The following is a 13,597-nucleotide window of genomic DNA, read 5'->3' on the forward strand; positions in this document are numbered from 1 at the left end:
TTCACGTGTTTCTTAGCAGCCTGCGCTTTCTGTGCAGCGGCAGGTTTCGCTTTTTTCACCTGTTTTTTATGGTGAACGGCTTTAGCAGGAGCAGATGTGGTCGCCATAGGCTGAGCAGGCGTGCTGGTTACGGTGTCTGCGGCAAACGCTACAGAGGACAGACCCAGTGCCGCACCTGCGATCATAACTAATACTTTATTCATCATCATTTCCTCGTTATCTCATTCACGTTTCGTAGCCCTCGGTTGGGCCGGTGAAGAGAGAATAGGAGAAACGGCGGGCGGCTTCAGTGAGTGATTGGTTTCGGCGTGTAACCTAATGTACAAGCTGGGAAAACGAGGGTAACAGGAGAAAACGGCGGGGTTACCGCCGTCTCGGTGCTAGTGCTTGGTGGCGCTGGCTGGCTGCGCTGTCGTGGTTTTTACTGGCCAGCAAAAACGGAAACGCGCGCCGCCGAGCGGGCTTTCATCCACGGTAATGCTGCCTTCGTAGGCGCGGGCGATAGCATGAACAATGGCCAGCCCGAGCCCACACCCGCCGCTGCTGTTCTCGATACCCGCTTCCAGACGGATAAAGGGTTCAAACACGCTTTCCCGGCTTTCGGGTGCAATACCGGGGCCGTCATCTTCGACTTGCAGACAGGCGATAGGCTCTGCGTCGGACGTGAGGCTGATGTGCAATCGGCTATGACAGAAGCGTAACCCGTTACCGATCAGATTATTTAGAACCCGTTCCATCAGCCGCAGGTCTAAGGCGCCAATTTGCGCTGAAGGAGGCATATCCAGCGAAATATGTTTGTCAGGGTGGATCAGACGAAAATCGTCAATTTTTGCCTGTAACCACGAGGGAATATCGATATTGGTAAGGTGTAACGTCACCTGCGGACGGTCGAGCCTGGCATAGGTCAGCAGCTCGTCAATGAGCGCTTCAAGCTGACCAATATCCCGGTTTAACGCCTGCTGCTCGTCTTCCGTCAGGTTGTCGCTCATTGCCAGCCGATAACGCAGCCTGACCAACGGCGTACGCAATTCGTGTGCAATATTGTCAATCAGTTGTTTTTTACTGTTGATGAGTTGGTTCAGGTTATCCGCCATACGGTTGAAAGCGACGCCAAGCCGGAACAGGCTGGAGGTGCTATCGAAGTGAATACGCTCTTCGAGATGACCATCGCCCAGGCGCTGTGCGGCATTCTCCAGTTTTAGCATCGCCTGCCAATGCGGCCGCATCCATAAGAAAACCGGCAGCGCCAGCGACAGCCCAATCAGCATCACCAGCAGTAAATCCAGCAGCCGCATTTCGTGCAGGAAGAACAGGTAGGGAATAGGGCCGACGGCGAGAACGTAGTGGCTGCGAGGGATACGTTGGATAAACGTATATTCGTCATCCAGTGCGATAATTTCCCCTTCATTCAGACGCTGGCGATTCTTGGGACTCAGCGCATATTTGCTCACCGGTTCGATGTGCAGTTTGAACGACAGGTTTAAATCAAGCTGGTTGATCGTTTTATGCCACTCGCGGGGCGGAATCGCGCGCAGCTCATTACGAATGAGATACAGCGAGCTTTTCATCAGGTCATCCATGGACTGGCGGCCAGCACGTTCGGCGGTGACTTTATAGACCAGCCCGACCAGTAGCGTCATGACGACAAAGCACGCGAACAGCAATAGAAAAAACTGGACGAACAGCTTTTTCATAGCGTGACGCTCTCCCAGGTATTAGGGGCAAACAGATAACCTTTATTGCGCACCGTTTTAATACGGAACGGCTCCAGCGGGTTGTCGTACAATTTTTTACGCAGGCGGGAAATTGCAACGTCAATACTGCGATCCATGCCGTCGTAGGTGACGCCGCGCAGGTTTTTCAGCAGCGCATCCCGATCCATGATGTGGCCAGCGTGTGTCGCCAGTTGCCAGAGCAGATCGAAATCTGCGGTAGATAACACGATGTGCTCTTGCCCTAACGTTACTTCTCGATTAACTGGATCGATACAGAGCAGGCCGAAGTGCAGGGACTTGTGCACCTGTAATGCGGCGGGCGCGGCTTTTTCCACTACAGCCTGTGGCGTAGTGGCGTACTGGCGTAAATGCAAACGCAGACGAGCGAGCAACACGGCGGGCGGCGTAGTTTTTAGAATGTAATCATCGGCACCCATTTCCAGCGCCAGAATATGATTCATATCGCTGTCCAGCGACGTCAGCAGCACAATCGGGCCACTGTACTGTGGCCGCAGTTCCCGACAGATGGTCATACCATCTTTACCGGGGAGCATGATGTCTAACAGCACAAGATCGGGCTGCTGCTGTTCAATAAAGGCCAATGCCTGATCGCCTCGTGCTTCAACCTGAACATCAATGTCATGCTTGCCGAGGTAGGCCGCGATCAATTTTCCCACCTCGGTATCATCTTCTATAAAAACAATCTTATGCATGGTATCTACGTCATCTCCCTCTTACTGCTGATAGCATAGCCTGATGATAGATCATAAACGAGAAGTGAAGCGTAAATGGGTGTTAAGTATTTGTTTACTTGCCCAAATTAGATAAGCTGCGGAGCAGGCTTTTTTAGGCTAGATTGCACCGGATTCTCGTCTTTTCTCGAGAACGGTCACAGCACCATTACCGATTATTCCACAGGGAACCGCGCTGAAGATGACACCAATTGACCAGATAAACAGCTGGATGCAGGAAGTCTTACGTCCTTATTTTGGGTTGGCGCCATTGTCGCCTGAATGGGATGTTGTCACCGTTCGTGATGGCTATTTTATCTGCTTTGATGGCGACACGATCCGTAAACGCATTACAGCTACCGCACTAAATTATCAGGAAGACGATGTCATTATTCACACCCGCGGACGTGAAATTATTCTGCCGAGAACCGCGCGCGGTAAAGAAAAAAAACTGACTTATACCAGCGTTTCCAGCGTGATGGCCGATGGTATTGTGTTTTCTGCGGGCGTCAGAACGCTGAACTCGGGCAACTGCGGTTACATCAACGCCAGTAATTATCGAAATTCTATCCGGCTACCGCTGCCGGAATGCCGTCATTTGATCAGCAAAGAAGAGATTGTCGACTGGCTGCAATCTTATCGTGAACGCTTGCCGGTTGATTATGCGCACAAGCTGGAACGGCTGATAAGTATGAAAAACCAGCAGCATAAAACGGTTCCGGGCGACATCTTTCGGGTCGAGATAGACTTGCATACCGATGGTTATGTTTTGGTTATTGGTAACCTCCGTCAGATGCAAAAGGATGAACTGTTTGCTGAACACAGCATCTGGAATAATGTGATGACGATGCCGCTGTTTGTCCGGCCTTATCTTTTCCGCACGACTGAGCGTAATCCCGCCTTGTCGGAGATTGTGGCATCGCCTTTGTCTGAAAAATGCTGGATCGTTATGGATGACGCTTTTCTGCGCGGTAATTATGCGTATGTGGGATCGAAAATGCTGGCGGAAGAGGACATTCTGTTTCCGGTTGGCTATGGCTCCAGTATCAGCGCCCAGAAAAGCGACTATCGCCTGTCGTGGGGGCCTTGTTCGATCAATAAAGCCTGTCAGGATACCGCTTTTAAAACCGGACATAGCTATATGAACAATGGGGCTTATAGCAGCGTATCAGCCGAATGCTTTGCGGGTAGCGGTTTCCCTCACTACGATAAAACGCTACTCAATCCAGAGCACCGTGAAGCATGGGAACAGGTGTTGGCCGAGTTCGAGTTACCGCCCGATACCACTTACGATGCCTTTGCCCAACATATCGGTGGGATGACGCGAGCGGCCTACCTGACGTATGTCGCCAGCAATAAAGCGTACCAGCGTAAGGTGCGTGCGAAGAAAAGAGAGACGAAATAATTCCTGTCATCTCGTTGCACGTGCTTTTGGGCACGTGCATGCCAGTGGACTGTGGTGGCAGGGTATTCGCATGGGTGGTTGTTTTTTGCTCGACATGTGCAACCCACAATATCAATTGTTCTGGTGACGCTTTCTTTGAAGATTAATCATGCAAGTGGCGATTAATTTATGATCGCAATTGGTTCAAAAAATATTCACAATCTTGCCCTGTGGCAGAGCTTTAACGCAAAGCCGCACCTCATCAACGCTCGATATTTTCTCTGCAGCGAAAAAATAATCAGAATTGATCGAATAAATTAGCAAGCCTGAGCGTTTACGCGTTGTTTACTTTGAAGAGAATCCTGTTATGACGCGTATCCTTCCCGTATTGGCCGCCGGACTGCTCATCAGTCCACTGTTGCATGCTATGCCGCTTAACTACACCGTTGCCACTGATGACACGGCCATTGCGCTGTCATGGCAAGCATTTGGTCACCTGTCACAAGCCTCTCTCAACGGCGTGACGGGCAACATCACATTGGACGCTGAAAAGGAAACGAATGACCGTATTGATGTGAAAATCCCCATCACAACGTTACAGGCTTCCAACAGTCTGCTGACCTACCAGTTAAAAAGCAGCCTGTTTTTTGATGCTGAACACTATCCCGATATTATTTTCACTAGCAGCAGGGTTGTGGCGCTGGGGAAGGGGCACTTTCGGGTTTTTGGTTCTCTGTCGGTAAAAAACGTTCAACGACCGGTCATTCTGGACGCCACGCTTGAAGAACAGGGCGGAATGGCATCTCATGACGGTTCATTGTCTCTCCATGCTACCACCGCGATTTCGCGCTCGTCTTTTAACATGGATCGGTTTACTGGGGTGGTAGACGATCGCGTCGCGATTACTATTGAAATCCGGGCGAAAGCCCGACACGCCGCATAACTCAACACGCCTATAAAATAGTGGCTTTCCACACGTGGCGTCCCCTGTGTGTGGAAGGCTGTTTACGGGCTATGTCAGCGACGTTTGTAACCTGAGCGCACTTTCTGTGAGCGGTGCTACAGGGCTACGGCCAATTAAGACGAACTGATAGCCGTGGGCGTACCACCAGACAACCTGCATATCATGGCGTTGCTCATTTTTAAGCGCCGTGGCCGTTGTCTGACGCTCAGGGGAAATGCAGAGCGCCATCGGGCCATATTCGGCATGCAACCAGGTAATCTGTGCAATCGATGTCTGGTCATAGCGCAGCAGACGCACCATTTTCAATTCTGCAGCGGGAAGCGTCAGTTGTTGCTCATTGAGAGGCAACCCAATGTCCTGAGCCGTGCGAGAGAGTCCGCGTTGCAAGGCCTGTGCGGTGCCGTCCGCATCGAGTAGGGTTTCCGCGCGGTACAGCGACATGTACTGCGCTTCAAGATCGCGAATTTTCTCGCTGTCGCTGAGAATCATCCCAGGAGAACGCGCGAGGTAGCCTAGCCCCGATCCCAACACCAAAAAACTGAGTGAAGCAGCAATGAATGAACGACGGCTGACACCGGCATAAGATGGCGGTGTGGCTGGTGTCGGTGCTTCCGTCAATAACGTCTCCAGTCTGGCCTGCATCCTCGCCTGAGGCGCTTTGTCGAGCAAGGGCGCGAAGGCTGCTTCAACATCAAGCTGACCTTTCAGCAGTTCCGCGACACGCTCTGCAAGCTGTTCATCCCCCTCAAGTAGCGCCTTGAATCGTTGCGCATCGGCCTCATTCATTTCGCCATCGAGCCAGGCAACGATGGCTTCGTCACTGTAAGGGGGCGTAAAACGCATTGCTTTCAAGACAATCTCTCCTTTGCCGAGGGCTGGGTATCAATGGATTTCGCCAGCGTACCTCGTGCAGCAGCGAGTCGGCTCATAATGGTGCCGATGGGTACCGATAGCGTGTCTGCCGCTTCTTGATAGGTAAACCCTTCGACATAAACTAAAAAGACGGTGTTGCGCTGCGCTTCTGGAAGCACGCTGACTCGCTGCATGATTTTCTGGTAATGCAGACGATTGTCATCCTGCTCATGGGTATCGGGTGCCAGTAATTCTTCGCTTTCGATAAACCCTTGTCCCTGACGTACGCGGCGGGCGCGCAGTTCGGAAATCCATATCGAATGAAGAATGGAGAACAGCCACCTGTCGATACGCGTGCCAGGTGTAAACTGTGCACTCTTTTCGAGTGCACGAACGCAGGTAGACTGGACGAGCTCTTCGGCCACCTCATGGCTACGCGACAGCACCAATCCATAGCGCCATAGACGCGTCAAATGGGCAGTCAAATGCTGACGAACTTCGCTGGTGGTGATGTTTTTATCCTCACATTGAGACTCAGGGCTTTAACGCAAGGCCCGCCCACCATCAACGCCCAGCGTTTTTCCGGTGACGTAGTTACTGCTGAACAGATAATCCACCAGCCGGACAATTTCCGCTTCGCCGGGGGCAATTTTCATCAGGGATTTGTCCAACGCCTGTTGACGATAGGCCTCTTCATCCTGTTCGTTAAACAGGATGAGACTGGGGGCGATCGCATTGACTTTCACCTCCGGCGCCAGTTTGCGGGCGAACGAACGCGTCATGTTATCCAGCGCCGCTTTACTGGCGGCATAGGCAATGTGTTTGTCGCTGCCTTTTTCTACCACGTAATCCGTCAGATGGATGATATCTGCGCCAGCCACGCCTTGCCCACGCAGGCAAGATTCCAGTAACTGGTTGAGCAAGTAGGGCGTATAGACATGAATTTGCAGCATATCGGCCAGCGTTTGCTCTGGCGGTATGGAGGGGCTTTCTGGCTCCCAGCGGCTGGCATTGTGAATAATGGCACGCAGCCGCGGCGTGAGTGACTGGATTTGCTCTGCAAACGCATAGATATTTTCCGTGGTGGAAAAATCGGCGGTCAGGCAAATTGCACCGTCCTGCTGTAGTGCTTCCAACTCGGGATAAGGCGTGCGATAGCTGATGATGACCGGAATTGACTGAGCCAGAAACGAACGCGCCAGTGCCAGCCCGATACGCCGTGCGCCGCCGGTAATTAACACGGGAGCAGAAGAAAACGTTGTCACAATTAGGTCTCCTCAACACGCTAGTCAGAAGGGGGCGAACCGTGACAATATACCTGAATTAACCACTATACTCGTCATACTTCAAGTTGCATGTACGTTGGCTGGTTACTCGACACACTGGCGTGTGTCTCGCCCGTTGGGGCCGCTGCAAGCAGCGTTCAAACCAGCCTCTGGCAGATTTGTCACTCACCCGAATCACTTACTTATGTAAGCTCATCGGGATGAAGGAGAGACATCCTGTCTCTCACCGTCGTCGCCTCAATCGCCTGCGCTAATGAACCGTAGAAGCTGAGCCGTCCTTCAATCGGGTGGACTTTTGCCCGCGCCAGCGTTTTTAACGGCTGGAAGGGAATGTCGGTGATGATGAGTTGCTTGCCTTCGGGCAGCGTGTCGCTAAAGCGCAGGAACGCATTGAGTCCGCCGGCATCCAGCACCGGCATCGCATCCCACTGTAAGATGATATTTTGATAACCTTCGCTGCGTACGGTCAGATCGTTGAAGATGCGCTCTGCCGCGGCGAAAAACAGCGGGCCGTTAACGCGCAGAACCAGATGGTCCGGGATTTTGGTGTCCGGCAGTTCGCTCAGTCGGGTCATCTGCGCGATGCGCCGCATGAAGAGCAAGGATGCCAGCACGATACCGACGGTAATCGCGATCACCATGTCAAACAGTACGGTTAATGACATGCAAAGCAGCATCACGATGATGTCGTCTTTCGGCCCGTGGCGCAGTAAATCCACGACCTTGTGCGCTTCGCTCATGTTCCAGGCGACAATCAACAGCAGCGACGCCATTGCCGCCAGCGGCAGGTAAGACAGCCATGGCGCAAGTATCAGCAACGCCAATAGCACCAACAGCGCGTGAATCACGGCGGAGAGCGGCGAGTTAGCGCCTGCGCGCACGTTAGCGGCGGAGCGAGCAATCGCGGCGGTCGCGGTAATACCGCCAAAGAAGGGAGCAATGATGTTACCGAATCCCTGGCCCATCAGCTCCGCGTTAGAATTGTGTTTTTTGCCCGTCATTCCGTCCAGCACGACCGCGCACAGTAGCGATTCGATCGCGCCCAGCATCGCCATAGAGAATGCGGCAGGCAGCAGCGCGGAAATACTTTGCCAATCCAGCGTCATCGTCTTGCCATCCGGTGATGGAATATCCCACGGCAGAATGAGCTGCGGCAGGATGGGCGGGATACCTTGCCCTTGCGAACCGTCCGCGAGCATATAGCTGAATCGAGAACCGATTGTAGCCACGTGTTCACCGAGCAGAGACATAATCCCCATCACGGCAACGCCTGCCAGCAGTGCGGGCAAATGGCCGGGCAGGCGAATACCGAGTCTGGGCCAAACGATGAGAACCAGCAGCGTCGTTGCGCCAATCAATGTATCCGCAAGATGCAGAGTCGGCAGTGATTGCGCCAGTGCGGCCACTTTTTCGACGTAATGTTCGGGCACCACGGCCATCTGCAAGCCGAAGAAATCCTTGATTTGCATGGTACCGATGGTGATAGCGATCCCAGAGGTAAACCCCAGCGTCACGGAAAGCGGAATATATTCAATCAAACGGCCGAAGCGGCAGATCCCCATCAACAGCAGAAATATGCCGGAAAGCAAGGTGGCAACCAGCAGGCCAGAGAGCCCGAACTGTTGCGACACGGGATACAAAATAACGACGAAAGCGGCTGTTGGGCCTGAGACGCTGTAGCGCGAACCGCCGCTGAGGGCAATGACGATCCCAGCAATCGCCGAAGTATAGAGCCCGTACTGTGGCGGAACGCCGCTGGCAATCGCCAGAGCCATCGCCAGGGGAATGGCGATGATACCGACGGTAACGCCGGCGATAATATCGTGGGTAAAACGTTGCAGCGTATATTTTTCGCGCCAGCACGCGTCAATCAGCGCGCTGAACGGCCTGACGCCGTTAATTCCGTGCGTTTTCATCTAAGCAGAAACCAAAGTAAGGAAGCAAATCAACATGGCGGGCCTGCCGGTCCGTCGACAACACCCTTACGATACGCCGGACGCGCTCAGAAGATCCAGATATACATCAAGAGAAGTGCAGTCTTGCGGAGCCGATGCGGCGAAAACCACATCGGCAGAGGGGTTACAGCGTGATAGTGATCAGATAGGCGGCAAAAAGTGCCAGATGCGCACTGCCGCTTAATACGTTGGTCCTGCCAGTGGAGAACGTAATGTGGCACAGCACCAACACCGACAGCATCACGACGATGTGCGGCATATCCAGACCGAAGTTCAGCGTGCGGCCGGTGAGCATGGCGATGATTGTAACGGTAGGAACCGTCAGTGAAATGGTTGCCAGCACGGAACCGAAAAACAGATTCATCGCGCGCTGTACCTGATTTTTCAGGACGGCGCGGATCGCTCCCAATCCTTCAGGAGAGAGGATTAACAGTGCGACCAAGAAGCCCGTAAACTGCGTCGGCGCGTTCATTTCGGTCAGCAGCGTTTCCAGCGGCATGGAATTCATCTTGGTTACCGCGATAACGGCAATCAGGTGAATCAGCAACCAGCCGGTGTGCCACAGCGAGCTGTGCGCAGACGGTTTACCGTGATGAGGATCGTCGCCGTCGCCTTCGTCTTCGTGCTCATACACAAACAGGCTTTGGTGCGTACGCGTTTGGATCAACAGGAACACGCCGTACATCGCCGCGGAAATCGCGGCAATAATCAGCGACTGCGATACGCTGAAATTACCATCGGGCAAGGCACTGGGGAAAACCAGCACAATCACCGCCAAGGGGAAGATCGCCATCAGGTACTGCTTGATGCCGCTGAGATTAACATACTGCGTGGCGAACTTACGGCCGCCGAGCAAGAGGGCGAAGCCCACCAGGCCACCGGTGACAATCACGATAATCGAATAGAGGGTGTCACGCATCAGGTCTGGGCCGGCGTCACCGGTTGCCATCAGCGCTGAAATCAGGCTGACTTCCAGAATGACGACGGACAGACTGAGGATCAGCGATCCATAGGGTTCACCCAAACGGTGCGCGAGTACGTCGGCGTGACGTACCACGCTGAACGCGCTGAAAAGTATTCCGGCTAACGCAAGGGCGTTGATGCCGAGAATAGCGATGAAATCTTGTGAACTGCCCCACATGTAGAGCACGGCCAGCGCAATAACAGGAAAAATGAGTGAGTATTCATGATGGCGAGTTTTGACCACCTCAGCATGAGACTTCATTGCGGGAGTTCTCCTTATCCAGAGGGATGATACGGCAAAATATCCCCGTCATACTTCAAGCTAGCATACCGATCACTCGACGTATTCAGGGCATAGAACGGTAATAAACAGCAAAAGGTTACTAAAAAGTAGTTATAACGTAATGAAACGAACAAAAGGATAACAGATTGTCGGCATAATTCGGGGTGTTTTACGGATTTTTACGCTTTGAGGTGAAATTTAAATGAAAAGGGAGAATTCATCCATATTCTCCCTATCGTGATAATATCAAATGTATTTTTTTTTGTTATTCGTCAGGATTGTCCATGATATCGTGGCGTTTATGATGATAATCCTCTTCATTTAACCCCTCTCGCCAATAAGGAACGGCATACATCTGATTTCGTTCACACCCGCGCTCTCGACGCACATGACGACGAAGCTGTACCACGATACGATCCTCACCCGCTAACCAGTAAAATGCATGTTCAGCGGTTGGAAGCGCCTGAAAACGTTGCAACAGCGTATCGGTCGCATCGGTTCCGCCGACGATCCAGTGCAATTGAAGCTGTGAGGGTTTAGCAATAGCGAGTTTATCCGCCTCGCTGTCGATACGGATCACGGCATGTCCCTGAGCATCGTCGGGCAGATTCTCTAACAGCGCCATGAGCGCGGGGAGTGACGACGGATCAGCGGCCAAGTAATAAGCGGCCGCTGGTGGCAGCATGGGGAGCGGGCCACCAGGTTGCGAAATACCAACCCAATCACCGGGTTTGGCCTGACGGGCAAACGTGACGGCAGGTCCGGCGTGTTCATGCAGCGCGAAAATCATATCCAGCTCCGCCTCTTCTGGCCGTAATGCGCGGACGCTATAAGTGCGAACGATAGGACGGGCTTCGCCTTCTGGCCAGACTGGGCCACGTTCGCCAATGGCTGGCAGAACCGGTTTTTGCTGTCCTGCCTGCGGCAGAAAAAGTTTGATATGCGCGCCATAGCGCTCGGCAGGGTAATCGCGCAACGCGTCATGCTGGAAAGTAATGCAGCGCAAATGAGGGGAAATATCGTGGGTCTGTTTAACCTGAACTAAAACAGGCTGACGCGGCGTTGCCATTCAGTGTCTCCGTGGGTAGTCAATTCCGGTATGGGAAATAATAACAATACGAGATGATAATTATTATCATTTTGTGTTTGGTCGTTGTCATTCCATCGGAATAAATATGCTGTTGGGCTTTCATATACAGAAAAAGGTCGGAAATAGGCTTCTGTTATCACAAAAATGAGGTTTGTATCAGTAAAGCGTCAAGTCTGGCGGCACGTTGCCGATTAAGTTGGTACAAAAGCGGAATATCGCGCGGATGAAACATTATCACGAACTTTTTTAGTTTTTGTGACCACTATCAAACTTGATCGCAAAGCCATAAATGAATAACCTCATGATTGGTAGTGTTGTAAAATTAAGCAGATGAAGCAGTTAGGTTTTTACACGCAGGGCGAGAGCCGATCTGACGCGCAGGAAAAGAGTAGGGCTGGAGGTGGTAAGTAGTGTTAACACGCGATTTTTTGCAGAAAGCAGATTGTAGAACGTCTTTTGGTTGTATTGAAGAAACCTTACTGCTCACGCCGCAACAGCGGGCTGATTCGTTGGACAGGACGCTGGCGCTCCGGCCCAATAGTTGTCCGGTCTGGGTGTTTGGCTACGGTTCGCTGATGTGGAACCCGGTTTTTGACGCCGAAGAAACCTGTCTGGCCACGCTGACAGGGTGGCAGCGTGCCTTTTGCCTTCGTCTCACCATCGGCCGCGGCACGGTAACCCAGCCGGGACGGATGCTGGCGCTACAGCCCGGTGGGCAAACGACAGGTCTGGCTTTCCGTTTACCGGAAGCGTCTCTGCGTGAAGATCTGGAGCTGCTGTGGAAGCGTGAAATGCTGACGGGCTGCTATCGTCCGCTCTGGTGTGAGCTGCAGCGGAAAAATGGCGCACCGCTGACGGCGCTGGTGTTTGTGTCCGAGCCGGAACATCCCCTGAATGAAAACGATACCTGTATTCAGAGCGTTGCCCCGCTGATTGCCCGTGCGAGCGGGCCGCTCGGCACCAATGCGCAATATCTGTTTGCGCTGGAGCAAGAGCTGAAAAATCACGGGACAGAAGATGCAAGCGTGAGTGAGCTGGCGCAACGGGTGCGTATTTTGCAACAGTCGTGTTCTGCGGCGGCAGGGAACGGACAATAACGGCGCGACGAGCATGAGCGTTGAGGTGAACGACGACGTCGCCGTTCACCTTGAAACGAATGAAGCGACCGAATTACCAGCCGACGCCAACACCCATGGTGTACAGCGTGTCGTCAACATTCCCCTGATTACTTTCGATACGGGTACGTGACACTTTCATCGTCATCGAAGACCAGTCGGTCAGCTTGAAGCGCATGCCTGCATCCGCTTTCAGATAGATTGGCGCAGTGCCGTCAAATGAACGCCCCAATTCGCCGTTGGTGAAGGCTTCAACCGATTTGCTGAATATATAGCGGTTGTACGCCCATTTAATCCCACCAGAGTAGAAGTTATCCTCGCCCTGATCGCGATAGATGAAGGTTTGGGAGTTGACCAGTGAAGTCAGAGAAAATGCGCCTAAATCGTTATCCCAGAACTGATAGCCGGGACCGAGACCGAAAGAACGGTTGATTTTAATGCTTTCGATCCAGTCGCGTTTGTACTGGTAACGACCCTGCCAAAACCAGTTCTCATCCACGAATTTATCCAGCGCATATTCGCCAGCCGCATTCTTGGTGCTCTCGACTTTATCCTCTTTCGCCAAATGGTAACTGGCATCAAGGTTGTGTCGCCACGTATCGTGACGCGCTTTGGTGTTCAGCGCCACATCGTAGTTATCCGTTTCTGTCGAACTTTTCTTGTGCGACATGCCGGCATCAATGTTGCCTTTCCAGGCGAAATCGGTCACCAGCGGCTTCTGCGCGACGATGGACGTAATTTCAGAAAGCGGCAATGTTTGTGGACCAGCCGCTTCGTTAGCCAGCGACGGATTCGCGACGATGGCGCGGTTTTCGCCCGCGTTGATCGTCGGATACAGAACGCCTTTCTCGTAACGTTCGCCTTGAATCACCAGACCATGGTCGGATTCGAAGGTTTTCACCTTGTCCCAGGCTACAGAAATAGAGCCAGCATAGTCGGTGTTGATAAAGAGTTTACCGCCGTCAAGCAGCGTGATTTTCCCTGTGAGCTTGTCGCCGTTGTTCAACCAAATGGTGTCAGCGCGGCTCTGCGTAACGCCAGCAGAAAGGGCGATAACCAGGCTGAGGGAAGAGATTGCGTGTTTGGATAGTGTCATTATTGCCAAGTAAACAGTGGTGACAGGTATTGAGATGTCCGTCAAAGACGTACAACCGTTGATAACGAACCGGTTTAGCCCGGAACGGCAAACATTAACAGGAATCGAAGTGATGCTCTACCCGAAAACGGTAATTGATTAGAATGTAAATAGTTATAAAAGT

General features: G+C 52.6%; 13 protein-coding genes. 3 read left to right on the forward strand and 10 right to left on the reverse strand.

The window, feature by feature from the left end; translation table 11 throughout:
- The 3 genes from asr to rstA form a co-directional block, all read right to left on the reverse strand.
- The coding region (gene asr, locus H0247_RS19735; RefSeq protein WP_255433854.1) for an acid resistance repetitive basic protein Asr at positions 1–203 on the reverse strand (203 nt) is incomplete at its 3' end.
- Between the two features lie 177 nt (positions 204–380).
- Positions 381–1,694 carry a two-component system sensor histidine kinase RstB gene (gene rstB / locus H0247_RS00960; protein WP_180740838.1) on the reverse strand — a complete coding sequence of 438 codons (1,314 nt, stop codon included), beginning with the start codon at positions 1,692–1,694 and terminating at the stop codon, positions 381–383.
- Positions 1,691–2,428: a two-component system response regulator RstA gene (rstA, locus tag H0247_RS00965; protein WP_180740839.1), complete on the reverse strand. Its 738-nt coding sequence runs from the start codon at positions 2,426–2,428 to the stop codon at positions 1,691–1,693. Before rstA ends, rstB begins: the two co-directional genes overlap by 4 nt.
- A gap of 220 nt (positions 2,429–2,648) precedes the next feature.
- Here rstA and H0247_RS00970 point away from each other — a divergent pair, with 220 nt between their 5' ends.
- Together H0247_RS00970 and H0247_RS00975 are read left to right on the forward strand one after the other, a co-directional pair.
- Entirely contained in the window at positions 2,649–3,851 is a 1,203-nt protein-coding gene (locus H0247_RS00970; RefSeq protein WP_180740840.1) for an immunity 26/phosphotriesterase HocA family protein, read from the forward strand.
- 346 nt (positions 3,852–4,197) lie between these two features.
- Positions 4,198–4,773 carry a YceI family protein gene (locus tag H0247_RS00975; protein ID WP_180740841.1) on the forward strand — a complete coding sequence of 192 codons (576 nt, stop codon included), beginning with the start codon at positions 4,198–4,200 and terminating at the stop codon, positions 4,771–4,773.
- 69 nt (positions 4,774–4,842) lie between these two features.
- Here H0247_RS00975 and H0247_RS00980 read toward each other — a convergent pair whose 3' ends face one another.
- The 6 genes from H0247_RS00980 to H0247_RS01005 all read right to left on the reverse strand — a co-directional run bounded on the left by H0247_RS00980 (position 4,843) and on the right by H0247_RS01005 (position 11,202).
- Positions 4,843–5,646, reverse strand: a complete 804-nt coding sequence (locus H0247_RS00980; protein ID WP_180740842.1) for an anti-sigma factor — start codon at positions 5,644–5,646, stop codon at positions 4,843–4,845.
- Positions 5,643–6,158, reverse strand: a complete 516-nt coding sequence (locus H0247_RS00985) for a sigma-70 family RNA polymerase sigma factor (protein ID WP_180741418.1) — start codon at positions 6,156–6,158, stop codon at positions 5,643–5,645. Before H0247_RS00985 ends, H0247_RS00980 begins: the two co-directional genes overlap by 4 nt.
- Positions 6,159–6,188: 30 nt before the next feature.
- Entirely contained in the window at positions 6,189–6,911 is a 723-nt protein-coding gene (folM, locus tag H0247_RS00990; protein WP_180740843.1) for a dihydromonapterin reductase, read from the reverse strand.
- Between the two features lie 203 nt (positions 6,912–7,114).
- Entirely contained in the window at positions 7,115–8,848 is a 1,734-nt protein-coding gene (gene dauA, locus H0247_RS00995) for a C4-dicarboxylic acid transporter DauA (protein WP_180740844.1), read from the reverse strand.
- 163 nt (positions 8,849–9,011) lie between these two features.
- The gene (chaA, locus tag H0247_RS01000; protein ID WP_180740845.1) at positions 9,012–10,112 is read right to left on the reverse strand and encodes a sodium-potassium/proton antiporter ChaA; all 1,101 of its coding nucleotides are present in this window, start codon (positions 10,110–10,112) and stop codon (positions 9,012–9,014) included.
- Positions 10,113–10,398: 286 nt separating this feature from the next.
- Complete coding sequence (locus tag H0247_RS01005; RefSeq protein ID WP_180740846.1) at positions 10,399–11,202, reverse strand: siderophore-interacting protein; 804 nt, start codon at positions 11,200–11,202, stop codon at positions 10,399–10,401.
- Positions 11,203–11,633: 431 nt separating this feature from the next.
- On the opposite strand from H0247_RS01005, the gene H0247_RS01010 reads away from it, so the two are divergent.
- Positions 11,634–12,320: a gamma-glutamylcyclotransferase gene (locus tag H0247_RS01010; protein WP_180740847.1), complete on the forward strand. Its 687-nt coding sequence runs from the start codon at positions 11,634–11,636 to the stop codon at positions 12,318–12,320.
- Between the two features lie 73 nt (positions 12,321–12,393).
- Here the strand turns inward: H0247_RS01010 and H0247_RS01015 are convergent, their stop codons facing one another.
- On the reverse strand, positions 12,394–13,434 hold the full coding sequence (locus tag H0247_RS01015; protein WP_180740848.1) for a DUF481 domain-containing protein: 1,041 nt from the start codon (positions 13,432–13,434) through the stop codon (positions 12,394–12,396).
- Positions 13,435–13,597: the final 163 nt, after the last annotated feature.

The sequence above is a fragment of the Pectobacterium sp. CFBP8739 genome, from assembly GCF_013449375.1.
Taxonomy (GTDB): Bacteria; Pseudomonadota; Gammaproteobacteria; order Enterobacterales; family Enterobacteriaceae; genus Pectobacterium.